The organism is Streptomyces sp. NPDC001889 (assembly GCF_053594535.1).
Genome location: NZ_JBSFER010000017.1, coordinates 72,122 through 93,514 on the forward strand (window position 1 = coordinate 72,122; position 21,393 = coordinate 93,514).

Here is a 21,393-nt window from a genome sequence, read left to right on the forward strand (position 1 = left end):
CGACCCCGCGCTCCGCAGGTCCACCATCACCCACACCGGCACGATCCGCGCGGGACACCCCGGGCGCGAAGGAGAAGGCAGCCGCACACCCTGAAGGATCGCCCGAACGCAGGACACAGGGCGGTTGTGGGACGGTTTCGGAGGGCCGGGCTCCGTCCGGTCTCGGCCTCGAACTCAGCCGACCGCTCGGGCTCGTCCGCGAGCGCGGTGCGGACGCCGTCGGTCGTGGCCGGGATCTCCACGGGTACGCCGCCGACACTCGTCGTCCGGGTCGCGGGTGGCTGGTCGCGGGTATGGCCGTGCCCTTCTGATCGCGGTCGTCTGCCCGGGCGGGCTGTTGCCCTGGCCGGCACGGCACACCCGGCCGCGGCCGGAACGGCAGGCTTCCGGGCACGGATGGCCATGGTCCAGCCGGTCAGGGACACGGCAATCGCCGGCCTGGTGACGCGGGCGGCTGTGGCGGAACAGCCGCTCCCCCACGGTCACGGACGCCCTGGGCCGGATCTACGGACGCTCGGTGACGCCGGACTCCCGAAGTGCCGGACGCCATGCCGGGCGAACGCGTTCGTCGCGGCCGAGGGCAGCGGTCCGTCCCCGAGGGCGCAGTCCGGCTGTCCACCCGGTGGTTCTGGTCGCGGTCGTGGTGTTCCTCGGCCTGACGACCGTGGTGGCGGAGAGCGGGGCAGCGAGCGAACGGGCAGGTGACGTGGCCGTTCCGGCGTCTCTGGCGATGATGGCGGCCGGGTGTGAGTGGGATCGCCGGAACCCGCCCCCTGGCCGAAAGCGATGGTGAGGATGGCCAAGAGGCGCAGGGCGCGGGCCGTCCCGATCCGGACTGGGTGATCGACGATGGCCTGGCCGGGTTCGACCAGTGCTCCGGGGGCTGGGAGTTCCCGCGAGGTGTCGCTCCGCCGGTTCGCCGGCTGGGCGCTGAACGGCGCGACCGGACAGCTCGTGCCGGCGGAGAGCTGTCCGCGGTACTGGTGGGTGCACCGCCTCGTCGACGGCGCTCGGTACGCCTTCGTCCGGGCGGCGGTGCCCGCTCCCCGTATCGCGCGGGCGGGGGAAGTCGCGGCCCCGGCGTGACACGGGCCCCGGTTCCCGGTGCCGCCCGCAACCGGGTGGCTGCCCGCCCGGTCAGGTGCCGCAGGCGCAGCCCGCGACAGCCGGGGCGGACCTGTCGTCCCCGTCTGCCGCGCCCCGCGCGGTGCGGCGGGCGCCGGTCGCGGGGTCCTGGACGGGGGCCTTGCCCATCCGGTCGGCGTCGGCCTTGACGACGTAGATCTCCCAGGGCTCGTGGCCGGGGCCGTGGACCCAGACCTTGTCCTGGAGCGCGTAGCAGCAGGAGGTGTCGTTCTCCTCGAAGGTGGCGAGACCGGCCTCCTTGAGGCGGGTGGCGGCGGCGGTGACGGTTTCGGTGGAGTCGACTTCGACGCCGAGGTGGTCGAGGCGGGTGTCCCCGCCTTCGCCGCCTGCCTCGCCTTCGATGAGTACGAGCTTGAGCGGAGGCTCGGTGAGGGCGAAGTTGGCGTAGCCGGGACGGCGCTTGGCGGGCTCGACACCGAACAGGCGGGTGTAGAAGGTGACCGATGCTTCGAGATCGGGGACGTTGAGGGCGAGCTGGACGCGGGACATGGCAGTCTCCTCGGACAGTCTGTATCGATATCTGTCAATGTCTTGCGCTGTCGAGCTTGCCTCCTGGATCGAAGTTCGTCAACATAGAAGTATGTCGAATCAAGAGCTTCCGGTGATCGGGCGGGCCACCACGGTGGAGGGCTGCTGCCCCGGGCTGCTGTCAGCCCCGCTGGACGAGGACCAGGCCGCGCTGCTGGCAAAGGTGTTCAAGGCGCTGGGCGATCCGGTGCGGCTGCGCCTGCTGTCGATGATCGCCTCCCGCGAGGGCGGGGAGGTCTGTGTCTGCGACCTCACCCCGGCGTTCGACCTGTCCCAGCCGACGATCTCCCACCACCTCAAGCTCCTGCGCGAGGCCGGGCTGATCGCCTCCGAACGGCGCGGGACATGGGTGTACTACCGGCTGCTGCCCGAGATGACCGACCGGCTCGCCGGCGTACTCACCCGGCCCGCGGGCGAGCCCCTGTCCGAGCCCGCCGGGCTCTCCGCGTGACCACCCCGGCCGTGACAGCGGGCCCGGTGGCGTCCCGGCTCTCGTTCCTCGACCGCTACCTCGCCCTGTGGATTCTCGCCGCGATGGCCGCCGGCCTGGGCTTCGGACGCCTCGTCCCGGGGCTCGGCGACACGCTCGCCAAGGTCACGGTGACCGGGGTCTCGCTGCCGATCGCGCTCGGCCTGCTGATGATGATGTACCCGGTGCTGGCCAAGGTCCGCTACGACCGGCTCGACACCGTCACCCGCGACCGACCCCTCCTGGTCTGGTCCCTGGTCCTGAACTGGGTGATCGGCCCGGCGCTGATGTTCGCCCTCGCCTGGATCTTCCTGCCCGACCTGCCGGAGTACCGCACCGGGCTGATCATCGTCGGGCTCGCCCGCTGCATCGCCATGGTCATCATCTGGAACGACCTCGCCCGCGGCCACCGCGAGGCCGCCGCCGTCCTCGTCGCGGTGAACTCCGTCTTCCAGGTCGTCGCCTTCGGCCTGCTCGGCTGGTTCTACCTCGACCTGCTGCCCGGCCGGCTCGGCCTGACGACCACCGGGCTGGACATCTCCGTATGGGAGATCGCCCGCTCCGTCCTGATCTTCCTCGGCATCCCCCTCGCCGCCGGGTTCCTGACCCGCCGCATCGGCGAGAGGACCCGGGGCCGGGAGTGGTACGAGACGGAGCTGATCCCCCGGATCGGGCCGTTCGCGCTCTACGGGCTGCTGTTCACGATCGTGGTGCTCTTCGCCCTCCAGGGCGAGGCGATCACCTCGAAGCCGGTGGAGGTGGCCCGGATCGCGCTGCCGCTGCTGGTGTACTTCGCCGTGATGTGGGCCGGTTCCATGGCGCTCGGCCGGGCGGCGGGACTCGACTATCCGAGGACGACGACGCTCGCGTTCACCGCCACGGGCAACAACTTCGAACTCGCCATCGCGGTCGCCATCGCCACCTTCGGCGCCACCTCAGGGCAGGCCCTCGCGGGCGTCGTCGGACCGCTGATCGAGGTCCCGGTTCTCATCGGCCTGGTCCATGTCGCTCTGCGGGTACGCCGTTTCTTCCCCACCGCCCCCGTCCCCGCGGCCGGTCCGGCCGCCACCGTCCCGGAAGGCCCCACCCGTGTCTGACTCCGAGCCGAAGCCGTCGGTGCTGTTCGTGTGCGTCCACAACGCGGGCCGCTCACAGATGGCCGCCGCGTTCCTCACCCACCTCGCCGGCGACCGGGTCGAGGCCCGCTCCGCCGGGTCCCGGCCCGCCGACGCCGTGAACCCGTCCGCCGTGCGGACCATGGCCGAGGCCGGCATCGACATCTCCGCCGAGACGCCGAAGGTCCTCACCGCTGAGGCCGTACGGGCGTCCGATGTGGTGATCACCATGGGCTGCGGCGACGCCTGCCCAATCTTCCCCGGCAAGAGCTACCTCGACTGGAAGCGCGACGACCCGGCGGGGCAGGGCGTCGAAGCGGTCCGTGCCATCCGTGACGAGATCGAACGGCGCGTTCGGGGCCTGCTCCCCGAACTCCTGCCCGAGCGCGACTGAAGTCCGCCCGGCCCTGCCCCGCGCCCTTCAACTGGCTCTCGCGGGCGGCGTTTTGCACGATCGTGATCAAGAGCAAGATCAAGGTGAATGCTGATGGCGACGTTCCTCACGGTGGCCGCACGATGGCCGCCTGGTGGTGGGGGGTCGCGTTGCGAGCCGTCCAGGGGTGATGGCGATGAGGGCGCGGCGGTGCGCTGGAGAGGGCTATCCCGCGCGCGCGGGGACCACACTTCCTGACCTGTCGTTCCTTCACGTGATCATGCTGTTTTGCCTGACCTGCTTCAGGACAACTCCCCCGCACCGTCGTCGTACCGGCCCCCGCAGGCTCGGGGCTCGGTAGCACCGTATCCCCCGGAGCGGTCATCGCGCCGACGGTTCCGTCCGCTGGTCGAGCAGGGCGCTGGTCCTGGTGCGTTGTGCCGGAGCGGTGCGGCTCGTGGCAGACCCTCTCCACGCGTTTCCGCCCGCAGTCGCCGAACAGCTTCTTCTCCCTTATGTTCAGCGGGCGTTCAGGCGAAGAATGATGCCCTCGGCGGGCGGCAAGGGGCACCGCGGACGGGACCACGCGAGTGGTCAGTGTTCACCGTTCCCCACCCGGCCTGGGGCGGCGGACGGAGCCCTACGTCAGCTCCGCCGCCTTCCCCGTGGCACAGTTCTTCATCGCCTCCCAGATCCCCTCCCCCAGGCTCTCGAAGAGCTTCTCCGGGTTGCTCTGGAGATAGCCCACGATGTCGTCCCACGACTGGACGCCGAAGCTCAGATCGAGATGGAATCCGACCAGATGGACGCCCTCGAGATAGGCGTCGCAGTCGCCCGTCAGGCGCAGATTCGCGCCGTTGCCGTCGACCAGCAGATCGAAGCCGCCGTGCGCCGTGATGCCGACCAGACTGCCGCCGGGGACGGGGATGCCGCCGAGGAGGGCCGCCCGGGGGAGGTTGACGCCGAAGTCCAGGCCGACATCGGCCGCGGCGTGCAGTCCGGTCGAGGCGTCGAGGGTGCAGGTGACCTCCGACGTCAGGATGGTCAGCAGATGGGCTTCGAGGGTGAACGCGAAACCGCCGGAGCCGAGTTCGGCCTCGACGGCGACGGATATCCCCAGCAGGGCGACCTTCCCGGAGAGGGAGAGGATCTTCTCGGGGAGGTGGTGTTCCTTGATGCCCCGGGTGTCGAGGAGGTAGCGGGGGCCCTTGGTGCCGTTGGCGTCCGAGAGGGTGAACCACTCCCCGATGGTCAGCGGCTCCGCGATCGCGCTGTCGGCGTGGATGCCGTCGTTGCCGACACCGATCTCGAAGCGCCAGTTGTTGCCGAAGAAGTCGACGTTCCCCTTGGCGTAGTAGCCCTGCTCCCAGTGCTCGCCCAGCGGGCTCGTCCAGCCGCCGGGGACCGTGACGGCGCAGAGCATCAGCTCGTGCAGCACGATCTTCCGCAGGAAGTCGAGCGCGTCCGGCGGGGTGAGGACGATCGCCAGGATGTCCCGGAGGGAGACGCCCTTGGACCGGTCGGCGGTGGCGAGGGAGAAGCGGAACACCGTGATGAAGGGTTCCGGTTCGAGTCCGCCGACGACATCCAGCTCCAGACCGGCCTCGCCGACGGTGATGGTCCCGCCGAGGCCCAGGGTGAGCCCGCTCGTGCCGCCGCCGATCTGCGCCCAGAACGCCTCGATGTCGAAGCCGTCGATACCGAAGGCGTTCTTCCAGGCGGGCCCGCCCGGTGGGGTGTCGGCCTCGATCAGACGGCGGGTCGCGTCGTGCGCGGTCCGCCCGCCGGCACCGGTCACGGGGGTGGCCGAGAGAGCCGTACGGCCCGGTCCGTCCAGGACGAGGGCGTGCCGGCCAGGGGCGAGCTGACCGGCGGCCGTGCCGAGGGCGGAGTCGGCGGGTTTGAGGGTGAGGAAGAGCGAGAAACCCTCCTCGGACACCGTTCCCCCGGCCACGAACTGGAGCAGTGTCTCCGGTGCGGAGCCCATCGCGGGAACGGTGAAGTTCCAGGAGGTCTCCAGGGTGATTCTGAGCTGGGCCGGCTGGATCTCCACCTCCAGTCCGCCGAAGCCGGGCCGCAGTCGCTGCTCGGCGACGGACGCCCTGAACACGGAGTTCCGCACCGGTGAGGTCAGGACCGCCAGCAGGTGGACGCCGGGCGCGGCGCCGTCGAAGAGGGCCTTCAGCGGCTCCAGCGGGCCGGTGAAGCCGATCTCGGTGAAGAAGGTGAGGCCCTTGTCCAGGGTCGCCGGGAAGGTGTCCGGGGCCGAGTCCGCCGCGAGGGTGACCCCGTCGGCCGAGCAGACGGCGGCTCCGGACTTGGCGAAGGTGATGCCGCCGAGGATGCCCAGCACATCGGACCAGCCCGGGACCTGGTCGGGCGACCAGGCCCAGCCGTCCTGCCAGAAGGCGGCGGCGAACAGGGTGCCCTCACCGCCCTTCGCGGCCTTCCCGACCAGGGTCAGCGCCGTGGCCCCGGCGAACTCGACGGTGCTGCCGACCGTCAGCTCGTACCCCTTGCCCTCGTCCGCCTCACTCGCCTGGGCGGCTCCGAGGCGCAGGCGCACCGTCGAGTCGCGCAGCTCGACCTCGGGCAGACCGTCGGGCAGGGGGATGTCGACCCGGCAGGCGAGGGCTTCGAGGAGGGCGGTGAGATCGGCCTCGGGAAGGGTGCCGCCGAGTTCGAAGCCGCCGGGGAGGTGCCAGGCGGCGTCGAAGACCAGGGAGCCGTCACCGCTCTCCGGGCCGAGCGTCGCGCGTGCGGCGACCGTGCCGGTGGTCTTCGCGGCGCCCCCGTCCGGGAGGACCCCGGCCCGCTCCGCGCCCCCGGCCCCTTCCTTGGCGCGCTCCACCTCCAGGGTCGCCTGTTCGAGGCGGAGGACGGCCGCGCCGATGCCGATGTGCCACTCGGTGGTCACCGTGGCCGAGAGGCTGTACTCGCCGCGCGTGGGAACGGCCGTGCCATGGAACTTCTTCAGCGTCAGATCCGGTGCGCCGCTGAGGTCCGCGCCCGGGAGGAAGTGCCGGAGCACGTCCTGGAGCCTGGCCGGGGTCTCCTCGTCGAGGGTCAGCTCGAAGCTGCCGGGCGGGATCGCCGCGGCGGCGTGCAGGGCGACCGCGCCCGCCACGGCGAAGTCCCCGTATCCGGTGACGGTGGCGGCGCGGGCCGGGGTGAGCGGCGCGGTGACGGTCAGTTCGGCCGCGACGCCCGTCACGGCGAGGTCGTCGCCCGCGATGGGCCACGGGACATCGGGGGCGGCCACGGCCCGGACGGTGATCGCGGTCAGGGCGGCGGCCAGGCCCTGGCCCGTCTTCGTCCCGTCGAGGCGGATTGCCAGCTCCGCGAGCCGGACGGCGCCGCCGAGGGTGTATCCCTGGGAGGTCAACCGCTCCACGGCCGCTCCGGTGCCGTACCACCCTTCGAGGACGGCCGTCCCCACCTCGCCGTCCGGCAGTGTGTCCACGGCGAGCACGATCTCGCTCCCGGCGGCCGGGACCGGCGCGCTGAGGCTCGCGCCGACGCCCTCCGCCAGTACGACATCCGCGGCCAGCCGGAGTCCGTACGCCAGGGGTGGGCGCTCTCCGCTCGACCCGGCCCACAGCGAGAAGTCCCCGCCGAGATCCGCCGACGGCTCGGGTACGGAGCGCAGCGCGATGTCGGTGACGACCTCGGCTCCGACGGGGCGGCGCGCCACGGGCCCGGTCAGCGAGAGGTCGGTCCCCGTGCGGCGGACCAGGCCGGCGAAGGGGCCGAGCGGTGCCGGGTCCCGGACCACGGGCGCGTGGAGGGTGAGGCCCCGGCCGAGCGCGGGGCGGCCGTCGCGGGCGGGGCGGGGGACGGAGGTGAGGAGCAGCTCGGGCGGGCGGTCGCCGAAGGCGAGGCCGGCCAGGTCGCTGCCCCCGGTGTCGGGGAAGGAGACGGGGAGCGTCCAGCCCCCGGGGGTCGGGAGGGGGAGGAAGAGGGTGGGGTCCTGGTTGACGGGGTCGAGGCCGAACTCGGCGCCGGTGACCCGGGCGCCGGTGATGCCCAGGGCGCCGAGTTCGCCGCCGACGACGACGGTGCCCGTGTCCGGGTGGTCCTCGCGGTGCAGGGCTCCGAGGGTGAGGGTCCGGTCGTCGAGCCAGGTGGCGATCAGCGCGGCGGCCGGCCCGCTGCCGAGGTCGGCCGCCGCGAGGGTGAGGGTGTCTCCGGTGGTGTGCCGGTCGAGGAGGGCTTGGAGTTCGGTGAACCGCATGCGGGAGACCTTCCGGGCGGGGGCGGGCGGTCGTACGGATGCGGGCGTGCGGGCCGCTCGGCGCGCGGACCCGCTCCCGCGCGGCCTCGGTCAGCCGCCCAGCTTCCGGGCGATCACCGTGCGGGCGTTGTCGGTCAGGGCCCGGGCGATGTCGTCCTTGCGCGCGGCGGCGCCTTCCCGGACGCCCTCGATGAAGCCGTCCTTGATCTCCTCGGTGTTGAGGATGGTGTGCAGCGCCTGGTCGGGGAGGCCCTCGACATGGACGGCGATGTCCAGTCCGGACGGGTCGACATCGATGGCGAGCGAGCGCAGCCCGATGGTCAGGGAGTCGGCGTCGGGTCCCGAGAAGGAGAGGCCGAGGGTCGCGGAGGGCTGTCGCGCGGTGGTCGTCATGGTGCCGTCGAGCTGGTCACCGGAGTTGACGAAGGTCGCCACCACGGCGGCGTCGATGGTGATCGGCGTGCCGGAGATCCGGCCGAACCGCAGGGTCGCGTCGACGCCTTCGGCGACCAGGGTGGCGTCCTCGTCCGGGATGAGCGCGTCGGCGATACCGCTGATGGTGACGGAGTTGAGGGTGAAGTTGACCGGGACGCCCATGACCTGCTGGTCGCCGAGGTCGATGGTGTCGATCGACAGGGGGTCGAGCTTCGGGTCGTCGGCGGACGCGACGACGGCCGGCGGATAGAAGCCGGAGTCCGGGTCGTTGAGGGCGGCCCGGGCGCGGTCGAAGAGATAGACCTCCAGGGGCCCGTCGCCGGCCGGGGGCCGGCCGCCGCCCGTCGGGAGCGCCCCGGTGCCGAGAACGCTGTCGAGCGCCTGCGCCAGTTGATCGGTGACAGCGCCGGAGAACTGGGTGCGGAAGTCGTCCGCGTCGAGCGCGGCGCCGAGTTTGGCGGTGAGGGCGGTGGCGGCGTCGGGGCTGTCGAACGCCAGCACCGCTGCGCCCTTCCAGGCCTTGCGGTTGAGGTCGGTGACGGTGTCGCCCTCAATGGTCAGCTTGTCCTCGTCGAGGGTGTACACCGGTGTGGAGACCACGGCGACGGAGTCGACCGTCACCTTCGGCGCGCGGCCGGAGCCGCTCCCGGCGGTCTCGATGGTGAGCCGGACGTCGAGTTCCACGTTCTCGATGGTGAACTCGAACGCCCCGTTGCCCTCGATCGTCTGGGACGGCCACTCCACCCCGTACGCCGTGAGTCCTCCGGCGGGGACGGTGGTCGGCGGCCTCAGGTCCTCGTCGAGCTGTGCCGGGCCGTCGGCGGAGTCCGAGCTGTCGGCGGAGTCCGGGTCGTCGATCACCACGACGTGCTGGACGAGGCGGTAGCTGCCGTCGACCGTGATCCGCGGCTGGTAGCCGTGGCCGTCGTAGGCGGCGGCGGTGACCCGTACGGTCCCCTGGTAGCCGTTCTCCGTCGCGACGATGTCGCTCAGCTCGCCGACGGAGGCGTTCGGCAGTCCGGTGATGGTGACGGTGAAGAGGGTCAGCGCCGGGAACGGGTCGTCGCGGTCGCGCTGGCTGTCGAAGTCGTCGAGGCTGTCCGGGATGCCGCTCGCCCCGTCGCGCTCCGCCCGCTCCCAGGCCGCGCCCACGAAGTTCCACCAGGCGACGGCGATGGAGTCGGCGGCCGTCGTGCCCGTGTCGCCCGGCAGCTCGCCCAGCTCCCACTCGTCCACCTTCAGCGGGGACAGTCCGCGCCCGTCGGGGGTACGGACCGCCTCCAGGGTCTTCGGCAGCCAGTAGGGGCTGTCCGGGTCGTTGGCCCGCTTGCGCATGGTGGCGTAGACGAAGTCGACCAGGGCCGCGGTCATGCGGTGCTCCTTCTCGGGAGGGCGGATCGGCGGGTGGCGGATCGGCGGATCAGCGGGGGCGGGTGGATTCGGCGGGTGCGGGTGCGGATGCGGGGACGCGAGGGCGGGGGCCGGGAGGCGGGGGCCGGGTCGGGCCGGTCATGGGCTCCGGTCCGGTCAGAGTCGGTCAGGGCCGGTCAGGGTCTCCGGTCGACGATGTGCAGCGCCAGGTCCTCCAGCGCGTACCGGTGGGGGCTCGCCGCGAAGGGGCGCAGCAGCTCGATGGCCTCCAGCGCCTGGGTGCGCGCGTCGGCGTAGGCGCGGGAGAACCCGGTGGTCCCCCGCACCTCGGCGACACACCGCTCCAGCCCTCCGGCGTCCAGGGGCTCACCGCGCATCACCCGGCTCACCCGGTGCTCGGGCCCCAGCTCCTCCATGGCGTACACCAGCGGCAGTGAGGCCCGGCGGCGCAGCAGATCCATGCCGCGCGGCTTGCCGGACCCGGCCTCGTCCTGGGCCAGGTCGAAGAGGTCGTCCATCACCTGGAGGGCCCGGCCGAGCCGGCGGCCGGCGAAGCCCGCGCGGCGGGCGTCGCTCGTGCGCCCGTCCGCGAGGGTGACTCCGGCCTCGGCGGCCAGGCCGAAGAGGACGGCGGTCTTGCGGTCGGCGGTGCGCCAGTAGTCCTCGATCAGACGGGCCGGCTCCTGGTGCAGATCGGCGCGCAGCTCGTCCAGTTCACCGCAGCCGATCTGGAACGCGGTATCGAGGACCAGCTCGATCAGCGCCATGTCGCGGTCCCGGTCGATGGTCCGCACGAAGCCCCGGATGGCCTGGACGAACTGGAGGTCGCCGATGAGCACGGCGGCCTCGGTGCCGCGCGCGGCGTTGACCGACGGCAGCCCCCGGCGCAGCGCCGACCCGTCGACGATGTCGTCGTGGATCAGGGTCGCCACATGCAGCATCTCCAGGGAGACCGCCCCTTGCAGCACCTTCCCCGGCAGCGGCGCGGAGCCGAGCACCATCCGCGCGGCGAGCAGCAGGACCGCCGGGCGGAGGCGCTTGCCCTGCCGGTAGAGCGCGCGCTCGGTGTCGCTCAGATACTCCTGCTGCGGGGCGAGTGCCTCGTCGAGGAGGGCGTCGAAGCGCGGCCGGTCGTCGGCGAGCAGCCCGGCCCAGATCCCGGCGGTGACATCCTCGGCGGGGGCGCCGGTGGGAAGGATGAGCACGGGTCAGGACTCCCCGTCCCCGGCGGGGCCGTAGCCGGCGATGCCGGTGAGCGCGGCGTGCCGGAGGGTCTCGGCGACCGCGTCCCGGAGCAGTTCCTGTACGAACCGCATGGTGCGCAGCCGCTCCCGGGCGACCTCGCCGGCCGGGCCCCGCCACTCGGCGTCGTCGATGTGCAGGGCGAGCGGGGGCAGGGTCACGGTGGCCTCGCCCCGGGCGGGGTCGCCGGTGACGCGGATGTTCTCCAGACGGGCGTGGCAGTCGCCCCAGTGGAGGGTGTCGGTGGCGGACGCCCGCTCCCGCGCCCTGTCCTCGTAGGCCTCCTTGCCGAAGGCCCGGTAGCGCGCGCGGTGCTCGTCCGAGAGCGGGAGCCACTCCTCGGGTTCGTCCTCGGGTGCGGTGTCGTAGGTGCCGTGGACGAGTCCGATGTAGCGGTCGACCTCCTCGGGTGTGGTGGCGCGCACCTCGCCGGAGTGCTGGTCGATGGAGGTGTAGACCTCGTGCTGGGTCATCGGGTTGACCAGGTCGCCGCTGTTGCCGGTGTCGTTCACCGCCGTGGCGAACCGCTGGGCGGCGTCGAGCGCGTCGCTGTACTTGTCCTGGGCGTCGGTGGCCGCGAAGCTCATCTCGAAGGAGAGCGCGCTGGTGACATTGACGTACTGGATGAAGGCGTTCGCGTTGTAGCTGGTGTGGTGGTCCGGGTCGGTCCAGTCGTTGACCGCGCTCGCGCTCTCGGGCGGTGTCCGGGGGTCCGTGGTGTCGAAGGTGTGCGCGGACATGCTCCGGGTGGTGCCGTTTCTGCGCCAGTTCTTTCTGAGGGTGCTGGAGGTGTCGAAGAGGTCGTAGAAGGTCTCGTTGTTCTTCCCGTAGGTGATGAGCAGTTGCTGCCCCTTCTCGGTCCGCATCAGCTGGTCGCGGTGGCTGTCGGCGCGGTCGCGCCACTTCCGCAGGGTCTCCTCGTCCGGCGGCTCGGGGGCGACGGCGTCGCGGGTCGCGGCGGGGAGGGTGGGCCGGAGCGCCTCGTCGGAGAGGGGGCGCAGATGGCCGGCGGTGTCGAGGTCGCGGATCTCGTCGGGGCGGGCGTCGAGCGCGTACCGGCCGGTGAGGACGAGCGCCGGTATCCGGTACGCGCCCTCCTCTCCGGCGACGGCCTCCGGCCGGCCCTCGGCGCGAATCCGGAGCGCGCCGAAGCGGATGCTGAGGGAGCCGGTGGGATATCCGACCGTGCCGGGCATCTCCACGGTGCGGGCGAGGGGGTAGCCGGGGGTGTCCGCGAGGTACAGGGGCCGGGGTTCGGTGCCGGGGTCGGGGTACGGGGTGCTCACGTACGTCTCCTGCGGTGAGTCGGACCGGTGGACGGGGAGCGCGCGGGTCAGGAGATGTCGGCGGTCCCGCTGATCATGAGCATGTCGCCGTGGGCGGCCAGTTCCGGTGATGCCAGCGATATCTGGATGGTCGCCCCGCCGATCGGGATGCCACAGCCGATGGGTGTGTCGAGCGGGATGTCGGGGGTGAGCCCGGTGATCTTCCCCTTGACGATGTCCGGGGCCGCTTTGGCCAGATCGTTGACGAGGCCGGAGAGCGCGTCGGCGAGGACGGTCCCGGGGGTGAAGGTGACCTGTTCGAGATCGAGATCGGTCACCCGCACCGTGAGGGCGGTGTCCGAGATCCCGGTGGCCTGGACGGTGACGACGGGCGGGTCGGGGGTGTAGCTGACATCGAACTCGATGGGGGCTGTGCCCATGGCGGGGCCTCTCCTGGCTGGTCGCTGCGCCGGCGTCTCCTCGGTGGAGCGCCGGTGGGATCACCCGTGGATCTCCGGTGCGTCACCCGTCGATCCCCGGTCACGATTCATGGCCCGCCTTGGTCAGGGCACAGCCGCCGCTGCCGTCCGGGGAGGTGGGGAAGAGGTCGAGTTCGGCGTGCCAGTCGATGTCGACCCCGGCGGACGCGGTGGTGGGATCGGTGCCGACCGTCAGATTCGTGGCCTGGCGGAAGGTGGCGTCCCACTGGGCGGAGGCGAGGAACTCGATGGTCTTGCTGTCCTTGGCCAGTTGCTGGTTCTCGTACTTCTTGACCGCCGCCGTCAGCAGTTGTGTCAGCAGACCCCTGCTGATCAGTGTGAACACCTCCTTGTCCGTCGGCCAGTCCGCGGCCTCGGCGCGCACCGCCCGCCTCTGCTGCTGTTGTTCCTGTTCCTGTTCCTGTTCCTGTTCCTGTTCCTGCTGTTGTTGCACCTGGGTCGTCGAGGCGAGGACGAGATGGGTGGGGATGACGTCCACCTGGACGAGGTCGAGGGTGACCGTCTGCCCGAAGAGGTTCTGGGCGGGGATCTTCAGCCCCTGGAGCAGGGTGGTGCCCTGGTTGAGGAGTGCGGGGACCACGACGTTCTTGACGATGATGCTGGTCGGTCCGGCCGGCAGATTCTCCAGCCAGGCGCCCAGGGGGACGGCGGTGATACCGCCGCCGCCCAGGGTCAGCTGAAGGGCGACGGTGACCTTGCCGGTGACCTCCGGGAGCGGGGTGCCCCCGACCGAGCAGTCCGCCTGGAGCTGTTCGGTGACGAACTGGAGCACCCCGGAGTCCGGGAGGTCCGTGACACCGTCCGCCTTGATCATCTCGTTCCAGAGATCCGGGCCGGGCGGGGTGAGGGCCAGTGTGGGCGCGTCCAGGAAGTCCCAGGCGAAGGTGTACGCCGTGCCCTCGATGGGGTCCGGGGTGACGCTGCCCCGGAACGCGTCACGGTGCTGGTCGTGGGCCGTCCGGAGGCCGGAGTTGAGGGCGTCGGTACCGACTCCGACCGCGAGATCGAAAGTTGAATCGCTCACGGCGCCATCCAAAGCCACCCCGGGTGGCCGCACCACAGCTTCCCTCGCGCTGTCGCAAATCCGCGCTCGGACAGTGGTGAACGCGTCTTTCCCGGGTGGGCGCGCCAGGGGCGCGCGAGTGGGGCGCGCGGCGGAGAGGCACCTCGGTGAGCAGGGGCGCTGTCCCACTGGATCACCATGTTCCCGATAGATCTCCACTGTCGGAACTGGCCACCTTGGCAGGAAACAAGAGGTTGTTACCGGACATGTCGACTTAACGAGATGTCCGGCCCGGTGTACGGGGGACGGTATGACGGGTCGGCGGCACCGGGCGCTTCGCCGGTGGGCCGGCCGTGCCCCGGGCGGGACGAGGGCCCGTGACCACCACTTCGGACAGAGGGAGTCGGACCATGAGTTACGACCTTGCGGTCGGAGCCGATGTCGGCATCGTGAACAGAGTGGCGGAGGAGGTCTACGGCCAGTTGTATCCGCGGTGCTTCACCGGTTCCGAGCCGTACGACGACGATGACGTCCCCACCACGGTGACCTGGGACGTGAAGAGCGCGCCGGTCTTCGATCTCACTCCGCCCTCCTACTCCGACGAGGAGTTGCGTGCCCGCTTCACGGAGAACGGCGGAGCGCGCCGGCTGACCGGGGAGGAGGTGGCGGAGCACGCCGCCGCCCTGGGCGCGTCGCTGGACGGGAGCACCTTCCAGGTGGTCCTGAGCCCGGTCCATGTCACCGTCGACGTGGGCGAGGGCGAGGACCTGGTGGAGGGGGACATCACCGTGACGGTGGACATCCAGGCCGGAACGGACCGGTCCGGGCTGCTCACCCTGAATCCCGTCAAGGCCGTCGCCAGTGACACGAGCGAAGTCCAGAAGGTGATTCTGGACAATGTGGTGCTGCCCGCCCTCCTCGCCCAGTCCCGCGAGATCCTCTCGGGGATCACACTGCCCAAGCCGGACATCCCGCTGCTGAATCTGTCGTCACCGGTCCCCGTGATCCAGCCGGAGCGGGTGGTGGCCGCCATGAATCTGGTGGAACACGGCGTTCCGCAGCCGCCCTTCCCCGAGAGCTGGCCGTCCGGCGGCTTCTTCGCCCTGCTCGGTACGGACACGGTCCAGCGGATCGCCGAGGCCGCCACCACCTACCTCGACGGGATGCCCTTCGACGCCGGCGACTCCGAGGACTTCGGCATAGGCACCGGCTACTACCAGGCGACGGTCGCGATCCACCAGGTCCGGTGCGAGGTCGTGGACACCGAGATCCCGACGGTGCGTGTCAACGCCTCCGTCACCGGCAGCGGGAGCGCGGGGATCGAATGGCTCTGGGGCGGGTCGACCGACGCCTTCTTCGATCTGGCGCTGGAGCCCGATCCCACCATCACGCTCAGCCTGTCGATGTCCGGAACCACCCTCAAGGCCACCACGGAGAGTGTCAGCTCCTTCGATCTCCGGATCTATCCGCACGACGACCTCGTCAGCGTCATCGCCTCCTGGGTGGCCAACGCCCTCTCGTCCGTCCTCGGCGGCCTCGTCGGTGACGCGTTCGACGGCATCGATTTCACCCTGGGCGACCTCCCGGCCGTCCCCATCGACGTGGACCCGGTCCATCTGGAGGTGACACCGGTGGACCTGGCCCTCGGCCGTTTCGGCGACGCGCTCTCCCTCCAGGGCGACGTGGCCATCACCAGGCGCCCCTGAGCCGTCTCCCGCGGATCGGGCCGGACCGGACCGGTACGGCTCCCTCCGCCGGTCTCCGCCGTGTGCGGTGCCGGCGCGCGGCGGGCACGCCTCGAACGCCCGGGTTTCCGGGCACGCGGGGCGGCCGGTCCGGCGCGCTCCGACGGACGGGCTGGTCACAGACGTGCCCGGCCACGCATGATGGGCCGTATGGGTCAGATGATCAAAGGTGGGAACTGTGTCGTTCCCTCGGTTCCCCTCCGGGTCGTGGTGCGCCACGACAGCAGCGCCGGAGCCCCCGCGCTGGATGTGATGACGCTGCTGCTCGACTCCGTCAGCGGCCGGATGCGCGGCCCGCACGACCTGGTCTCCTCCGGACGGCCCGTGCATCCCTCGGGTGCGGTCCGGCACGGCGGCGGGGGCGGTGGCACGCACTGGATCGAGTTCGACCCGGCGGCGGTCGAGCATCCGGTCGACCGGGTGGTGCTCGCGGGCACCACGCCGGGAGGTGTGCTCGCCGCCCTGACGGACCCCGTGGTGGAGGTGTTCGCCCCGGACGGCGAGAGCGTCGCCCGCTATCCGGTGACCGGGGCCGGGACGGAGACGGCGTTCGTCTTCGGCGAGTTCTACCGGCGGGCCGGCGGCTGGAAGTTCCGTGCGATCGGCCAGGGGTACGCCTCCGGGGCCCCGGGCCTCACCGCCGACTACGGGAGCACGAACGCCCCGCCCGCCCCCGCCGGCCGGACCCCGCCCGCACCGCCGGCGCCCGTCGTCCCGCCCGTGGCGGGTCAGGTGGCCATGGCCCCGCTCACGCCCGTACCGGACGCTCTGCCCGGAGCCGTACCCTCGTTCTCCCCCGTCTGGTCCTTCGGGCCGGTCTTCGCGCCCTTCGTCTCCCAGGGCCTGGGCACGGGAGTCGTCGACACCAGGGGCGCGGTCCCGCCCGGCCCGGTCCTCGTCGAGGCGGTGTTCCGGGGTGAGGACTTCCACTCGGTCTGCCCGCTCGGGCGGAACAACAAGGACGAGATCTCCGTGATCTGCGGCATGGACGACTACCGGGGCGGCGCCCCCGTCCAGTCGGACGGCAACCGCGCGCTCCGGCTGAAGGTCGAGACCGGGGAGAGCTGGACCGTCACGGTCAAACCACTGGCCGCCGCCCGGCGTCTGGAGGGCACCCTCACCGGGGCGGGCTCCGAGGTCTTTCTCCACACGGGCGGGCCCGTCGACCTCGCGGTGGAGTACCGGGGCGACGAGAACCTCATCGCGCACTACTACGAGATCGCGGGCCTGAGCGGGCTTCCCGAGGACCCCGAGAACCTGATCAATGAGATCGGCGCCCGCCGGGTGACCCTCCCCCTCCCCGCCGGCCCCCTGCTGGTCTGGTTCGAGTACGCGGAGGGACCGTGGACGATCACGTGCGGGCCGGTGCGGTGAACGGCTGATCCGGGCCGTTCCGTCCAGCGGGCCGGGCCCGCAGGATGGGACCGTGACGGATTTATCTGATCTGGTGGCCCTGCTCGGTCTGCGACCGCATGTCGAGGGCGGGTGGTTCCGGGAGACCTGGCGCACCACGGCCGCGACGGTCCCCTCCGGCTACGGCGGCCCACGGCCCTTCGGTACGGGAATCTACTTTCTGCTGCATCCCGGGGAGGAGTCCCGGTGGCACCGGGTCCGCTCGGACGAACTCTGGCTGTGGCACCGGGGAGGGCCGCTGCGCATGCGGCTCGGAGGGAGGGGCGAGACCCCCGGGGAGGCGGCCGAGTCGGTGCTCGGGGGGAGGGTGGAGCGGGGTGAACAGCCGCAGTTCCTGGTCCCGGGCGGGGTCTGGCAGAGCGCGGAGCCCGCGGGTGACGAACCGGTTCTGGTGACGTGTGTGGTGGCCCCGGGGTTCGATTTCGAGGACTTCGAGATGGAGTGAGGGCAGCCGTCCCGGCCCCCGGCGGACCCGGCGCGGGGTGTCGGCGCCGTTCACGCCGGCGCCGTTCACGCCGGCGCTGTCCGCGTCGGCGCTGTCCGCGTCGGCGCTGTCCGCGTCGGCGCTGTCCGCGTCGGCGCCTACGCGCCGTGCGCGATCTGGATCAGGTTGCCGCAGGTGTCGTCCAGCACCGCGAAGGTGACCGGGCCCATCTCCTGCGGCTCCTGGGTGAAGCGCACACCGAGCCCGCGCAGCCGGTCGTACTCGGCGCGGACATCGTCCACGGCGAAGGAGGCGGCGGGGATGCCGTCCTTGACCAGCGCGGTCTTGTACGGCTTCACCGCCGGGTGGCCGTCGGGCTCCAGCAGCAGTTCGGTGCCGTCGGGGTCCTCGGGCGACACCACGGTGAGCCACCGGTCCGTGCCCACCGGGACCTCCTGCTTCTTCACGAAGCCCAGCACCTCGGTGTAGAAGCGCAGCGCCTTGTCCTGGTCGTCGACGAAAACACTGGACAGATGGATTCTCATGGGGTGCTCTCCGGTGCGTCGGTCCCGGGTCACCGGGTCGCGAAGCGCTCCGGAGTCCGGCCTGTGCGGATCGTGGAACATCTAGCATCTCCGGCACCGCGGGACAACCAGCCTCGCGGGCCGGAGGGCGGAAGACCGCTCGGGCCGCACCGCACCGGAGCACCGGAGCAGTGGGCCGCTTCCGCCGCCGGGACCCGCCCGTGTCCGGCGCTCCTCACTTCTCCGCGCCGGGCCGGGAAGGGGCCGGTGAGTCCCCGGCCGTCCAGGCGCTCCGCGTGCGGTGCAGGTACCACAGGCCCGCGCACGCCACGGCGCCGAGGGCGAGGAAGGTCTGCCGGGTGCCGAGAGCCTCGCTGAGCAGCGGGGTCACCACGGGTGAGAGGAGCGAGGCGGCACCGGTGAGGAGCCAGAGCAGCCCGGTCGCGCGGCCCAGTACCTCCGCCGGCAGGTACTTGACCCGCATCATCACCGCCGTGCTCAGCACCGCGCCCTGTCCCAGGGCGCCGATGACGAGGGCGACCACGAACAGCGGCCAGAACGGCACGGCGAGCAGCAGGAGGGAGAGCGTCCGGACCACCATGCCGAGCCCCAGCGATCTCCCGGGGTGGAACCGCTTGCGCTGGGCGACCAGGAGGTTCCCGGCGAGCATGGCCACGTTCATCGCGGTCAGGGCACCGGCGGCCTGCCGGCTCGACAGGTCCCAGGTGTCCCCGAGGTCGTAGACGATGAGCGCGTTGAGGCCGGTTCCGCAGGCCACACCCAGGGCGAGCTGTGCCACCAGCATCGCCAGAATCCGGTGGTCGCCGCGGACCGCCCGCCAGCCCTCGACGAGTCTCCCGGAGCGGGCGCCCCCGCCGGGTTCCGCGCTCGCGGGGGCGGCGGGCGGGGGCGGCCGGATGCCGAACGCCCATACGACGATGGGAGCGAAGAGCGTCAGCAGATTGAACCAGAGCAGCCCGATGTAGCCCAGCCAGGGCAGTGTCGCCGCGACGATCAGCGGACCGATCAGCGTGGTGGCGAAGAACAGGCTGTTCAGGGTGCCGCGAGCGCGCACCTTCCGGTCCGGGAACATGGCGGGGATGCCGGTCATCCACCCGGCGCGATAGGCCGATCCGCCGATCGCCAGCAGCAGCGCGCACAGGAACAGGATGGCGGACCCGTCGTGGCCGGCCCGCAGGAGAAGGGTCATGGCCAGGGCGGCGGCGGCCTGGAGGAGGAGCCCGGGCACCACGAGCACCCGGGGCCCCCAGCGGTCCGCGACCACCCCGAACGCCGGGGCGAGCAGCATCGCCGCCGGTACGGCACCCGCGAGCAGCGCCATCACCGCCAGCGAGCCGGTGCGTTCGTACATCAGGAGGGGCAGCGCGGTGGCGTACACCGCCTCCCCGATGTTGTTGGCCGTGTTGCCGGCGGCGAAGACATTGAACCGGGCGCTGCGAAACGGCGACGGCTCCCACTCCTCCTTCGCGGGTGTCGAGGAGGACTCCCCGCCCGGCGCGGAGGCGACGGTCACCGCCGGGCTGCCGCTGCTTCGGTCACCGTGCCGCCCCGGACAGCCGGTGAACCGGGCAGCCACAGATCGCGTACGGCCGTGAGCACCTCGCCGCCGCTGCGGTCCAGCCGGTACAGCCGCAGATAGCCCCCTCGGCCGCCCACGACGATGTAGGCGTCGCCGTGCGCGCCCCGCACGGCCGCCACGCCCTTGGCGAAGTCCGGCAGATCCTCGTGCAGGGCGAGCAGCTCGCCGGACGTCCGGTCGAAGGCGGCGATCTGCATGCCGTAGGTGACGGCACAGAGGGTGCCGTCGATGACGGCGCAGTTCTCGGCGGTGTTGTCCAGCAGTTCCACGTACTGATGGTCCGGTTTGGCGCTTCCCACCTCGAACTCCCGGACGCCTCCCCCGCCGGTGACCCTGACCCGGTCGCCGTCCACGATCAGACGCTTGGGGTAGTTGCCCAGCTCGACGGACCAGGTGGACGCGGAGTCGGCGCCGTAGGCGTTCATCCGGCCGTTGCGGGTCGCCAGCAGGCGCTGTCCGTCCGGGAGGTAGGCGCCGGCCCAGGCGCTGGCGGGCAGGTTGTCGACGCGGCTCGTCTCGGCGCCGGTGGCCGCGTCGTACTCGATGCCGCCGGCGTTGCAGGCGACCAGCAGCCGCGCGCCGTCGGGGGACAGGGCCAGGGTGTGCGCGATGCCCGGCAGCTCCCGTTCCCAGAGCGGCGTCCCGTCACCGGAGACCCGGCGCAGGGTGCGCGGCCAGAACACACCGGCCCATCCGTCCTCGGTGACGGTGAGTCTGCGGGTGAAGCCGGGGCCGCCGGTGTGCCCGCCGGTGACGCGCAGGGCGGGGTGCCCGGGCTCGGGCTCCACCAGGCTCAGCCGTACCGCTCCGTCGTCGGTCGCCGCCAGCAGCTCCCGCTCCGCTCCCGGGACGGGCTGGATGTCCCAGACGCACTGGCGGGCGAAGCCCAGGGTGTTGAGGACCGTCCCGTCGGGGCTGAGCGCGGTCACCTCGCCGTCCTGGGTCAGGACATGGACCCGGCCGTCGTCGGTCACGGTGATGTCGGTGATCTGGTGGGTGAAGCCGCCGATCCGGTCGGCCACGGTCAGTGCCGGGGTCGAGTTGTCGAAGATCAGCAGCTCGCCGTCGAAGCCTCCGCTGTACGCGCGGGAGAAGTCCGGGGAGAAGACCAGACCTTCGACGTCGTTGCGGGCGAAGTCCAGCCGCTGGTCGAGGGTGCCGTCGAGCCCGACGGTCACCACCCCGTTGGCGATCTTGTACGTGTCGCCCAGACCGGCGTCGGTCGTCGCCCAGAACCGCTGGTGGCGCTCGTCGTAGACCACCCGGTGCACATTGGAGGTGTCGACCTCGACGACCTTCGGGAACGAGAGTTCGTCCAGGGAGCCCAGATGGATTCTGCCGTGCCGGTCGGAGACCGCGTGCACACCGGGGGCGTCGGTGCAGAACCACTCCAGCATGTCGTAGCCGTGCGGCCAGAGCACGACCCGGTCGACGGTGAAGCCGGCCAGGTCGACGACCACGAGCTGGAAGTAGCCGTTGTTGACGTACATCTTGCCGTCCCAGACCCCGATGCCGCGCAGCATCGTCGGTGAGGGCTGCTCACCCTCCATCAGGAACCCGCGGTTCACCGTGCTCCGGGCGTCCAGCCGGTCGGTCAGCGCGAGCGTCTCGATGTCCCACCGCGAGATGTTGCCCCTCTTGTCGCGGGTGAGGACGGCGTCCTCGCTGAAGGCTACGGCGTACAGCGGGTCGCCCGACGGGTCCTGGGCGGTGACGGTCGAACGGGAGGAACGGACACGGCGCAGATCCGCGTCGAGCCAGTGCAGGCGTCCACGGACATCGGCGGCCAGGATTCCCCGCCCGGGGCGGTTGACAAGGCGGGTGATGCGTTCTTCGTTCGGCACGGGGACGGTCCTCCTGGGAGCGCGGCATGGGGTGCGTACGGCACAGGGCGCCCGGGAGGGCGGCCCGCTCCCCGGGGCCGGCGGTGCTGCCCCGGGGAGCGGTTCACTCATGATGCTCCCGGTACCGGGTCGTCGTTCTCCGGTACCGGGTCGTCTCTTTCG

The 21,393-nt window shown here is 71.8% G+C and carries 17 protein-coding genes; 7 read left to right on the forward strand and 10 right to left on the reverse strand.

The window, feature by feature from the left end; all coding sequences use genetic code 11:
- Nucleotides 1-900: 900 nt before the first annotated feature.
- Entirely contained in the window at nucleotides 901-1,086 is a 186-nt protein-coding gene (locus ACWCRA_RS20845; protein WP_451068276.1) for a hypothetical protein, read from the forward strand.
- A gap of 51 nt (nucleotides 1,087-1,137) precedes the next feature.
- On the opposite strand, the gene ACWCRA_RS20850 is transcribed toward ACWCRA_RS20845, so the two are convergent.
- On the reverse strand, nucleotides 1,138-1,635 hold the full coding sequence (locus tag ACWCRA_RS20850) for an ArsI/CadI family heavy metal resistance metalloenzyme (protein WP_451068277.1): 498 nt from the start codon (nucleotides 1,633-1,635) through the stop codon (nucleotides 1,138-1,140).
- 91 nt (nucleotides 1,636-1,726) lie between these two features.
- On the opposite strand from ACWCRA_RS20850, the gene ACWCRA_RS20855 reads away from it, so the two are divergent.
- Genes ACWCRA_RS20855 through ACWCRA_RS20865 form a run of 3 tightly spaced genes read left to right on the forward strand, consistent with a single transcriptional unit; the run spans nucleotide 1,727 to nucleotide 3,652 of the window.
- Nucleotides 1,727-2,125: an ArsR/SmtB family transcription factor gene (locus tag ACWCRA_RS20855; RefSeq protein ID WP_451068278.1), complete on the forward strand. Its 399-nt coding sequence runs from the start codon at nucleotides 1,727-1,729 to the stop codon at nucleotides 2,123-2,125.
- Nucleotides 2,122-3,240: an ACR3 family arsenite efflux transporter gene (gene arsB, locus ACWCRA_RS20860; RefSeq protein ID WP_451068279.1), complete on the forward strand. Its 1,119-nt coding sequence runs from the start codon at nucleotides 2,122-2,124 to the stop codon at nucleotides 3,238-3,240. Before ACWCRA_RS20855 ends, arsB begins: the two co-directional genes overlap by 4 nt.
- Nucleotides 3,233-3,652 (forward strand): arsenate reductase ArsC, encoded by a 420-nt coding sequence (locus tag ACWCRA_RS20865; RefSeq protein ID WP_451068280.1) that lies wholly within the window; start codon nucleotides 3,233-3,235, stop codon nucleotides 3,650-3,652. Before arsB ends, ACWCRA_RS20865 begins: the two co-directional genes overlap by 8 nt.
- A gap of 619 nt (nucleotides 3,653-4,271) precedes the next feature.
- On the opposite strand, the gene ACWCRA_RS20870 is transcribed toward ACWCRA_RS20865, so the two are convergent.
- From ACWCRA_RS20870 to ACWCRA_RS20895, 6 genes are all read right to left on the reverse strand, one after another.
- A complete protein-coding gene (locus ACWCRA_RS20870; protein WP_451068281.1) occupies nucleotides 4,272-7,865 on the reverse strand; it encodes a hypothetical protein in 3,594 nt (1,197 codons plus the stop codon).
- A gap of 90 nt (nucleotides 7,866-7,955) precedes the next feature.
- Nucleotides 7,956-9,671: a hypothetical protein gene (locus ACWCRA_RS20875; protein ID WP_351554289.1), complete on the reverse strand. Its 1,716-nt coding sequence runs from the start codon at nucleotides 9,669-9,671 to the stop codon at nucleotides 7,956-7,958.
- A 176-nt stretch (nucleotides 9,672-9,847) separates the two neighbouring features.
- Entirely contained in the window at nucleotides 9,848-10,876 is a 1,029-nt protein-coding gene (locus tag ACWCRA_RS20880; RefSeq protein ID WP_451068282.1) for a polyprenyl synthetase family protein, read from the reverse strand.
- A gap of 3 nt (nucleotides 10,877-10,879) precedes the next feature.
- Entirely contained in the window at nucleotides 10,880-12,199 is a 1,320-nt protein-coding gene (locus ACWCRA_RS20885) for a hypothetical protein (RefSeq protein ID WP_451068283.1), read from the reverse strand.
- 47 nt (nucleotides 12,200-12,246) lie between these two features.
- On the reverse strand, nucleotides 12,247-12,618 hold the full coding sequence (locus ACWCRA_RS20890; RefSeq protein WP_351554280.1) for a hypothetical protein: 372 nt from the start codon (nucleotides 12,616-12,618) through the stop codon (nucleotides 12,247-12,249).
- Nucleotides 12,619-12,718: 100 nt separating this feature from the next.
- The gene (locus tag ACWCRA_RS20895) at nucleotides 12,719-13,702 is read right to left on the reverse strand and encodes a hypothetical protein (RefSeq protein WP_351554277.1); all 984 of its coding nucleotides are present in this window, start codon (nucleotides 13,700-13,702) and stop codon (nucleotides 12,719-12,721) included.
- 389 nt (nucleotides 13,703-14,091) lie between these two features.
- On the opposite strand from ACWCRA_RS20895, the gene ACWCRA_RS20900 reads away from it, so the two are divergent.
- From ACWCRA_RS20900 to ACWCRA_RS20910, 3 genes are all read left to right on the forward strand, one after another.
- Nucleotides 14,092-15,387, forward strand: a complete 1,296-nt coding sequence (locus ACWCRA_RS20900) for a hypothetical protein (RefSeq protein ID WP_451068284.1) — start codon at nucleotides 14,092-14,094, stop codon at nucleotides 15,385-15,387.
- 189 nt (nucleotides 15,388-15,576) lie between these two features.
- Nucleotides 15,577-16,800: a TerD family protein gene (locus ACWCRA_RS20905; RefSeq protein WP_351554271.1), complete on the forward strand. Its 1,224-nt coding sequence runs from the start codon at nucleotides 15,577-15,579 to the stop codon at nucleotides 16,798-16,800.
- Between the two features lie 52 nt (nucleotides 16,801-16,852).
- Entirely contained in the window at nucleotides 16,853-17,284 is a 432-nt protein-coding gene (locus ACWCRA_RS20910; RefSeq protein ID WP_451068285.1) for a cupin domain-containing protein, read from the forward strand.
- 137 nt (nucleotides 17,285-17,421) lie between these two features.
- On the opposite strand, the gene ACWCRA_RS20915 is transcribed toward ACWCRA_RS20910, so the two are convergent.
- The 3 genes from ACWCRA_RS20915 to ACWCRA_RS20925 all read right to left on the reverse strand — a co-directional run bounded on the left by ACWCRA_RS20915 (nucleotide 17,422) and on the right by ACWCRA_RS20925 (nucleotide 21,231).
- Nucleotides 17,422-17,808 (reverse strand): VOC family protein, encoded by a 387-nt coding sequence (locus ACWCRA_RS20915; protein WP_351554265.1) that lies wholly within the window; start codon nucleotides 17,806-17,808, stop codon nucleotides 17,422-17,424.
- Between the two features lie 214 nt (nucleotides 17,809-18,022).
- A complete protein-coding gene (locus tag ACWCRA_RS20920) occupies nucleotides 18,023-19,321 on the reverse strand; it encodes an MFS transporter (RefSeq protein WP_451068286.1) in 1,299 nt (432 codons plus the stop codon).
- Nucleotides 19,318-21,231: an outer membrane protein assembly factor BamB family protein gene (locus ACWCRA_RS20925; RefSeq protein WP_451068287.1), complete on the reverse strand. Its 1,914-nt coding sequence runs from the start codon at nucleotides 21,229-21,231 to the stop codon at nucleotides 19,318-19,320. Before ACWCRA_RS20925 ends, ACWCRA_RS20920 begins: the two co-directional genes overlap by 4 nt.
- Between the last annotated feature and the right edge of the window lie 162 nt (nucleotides 21,232-21,393).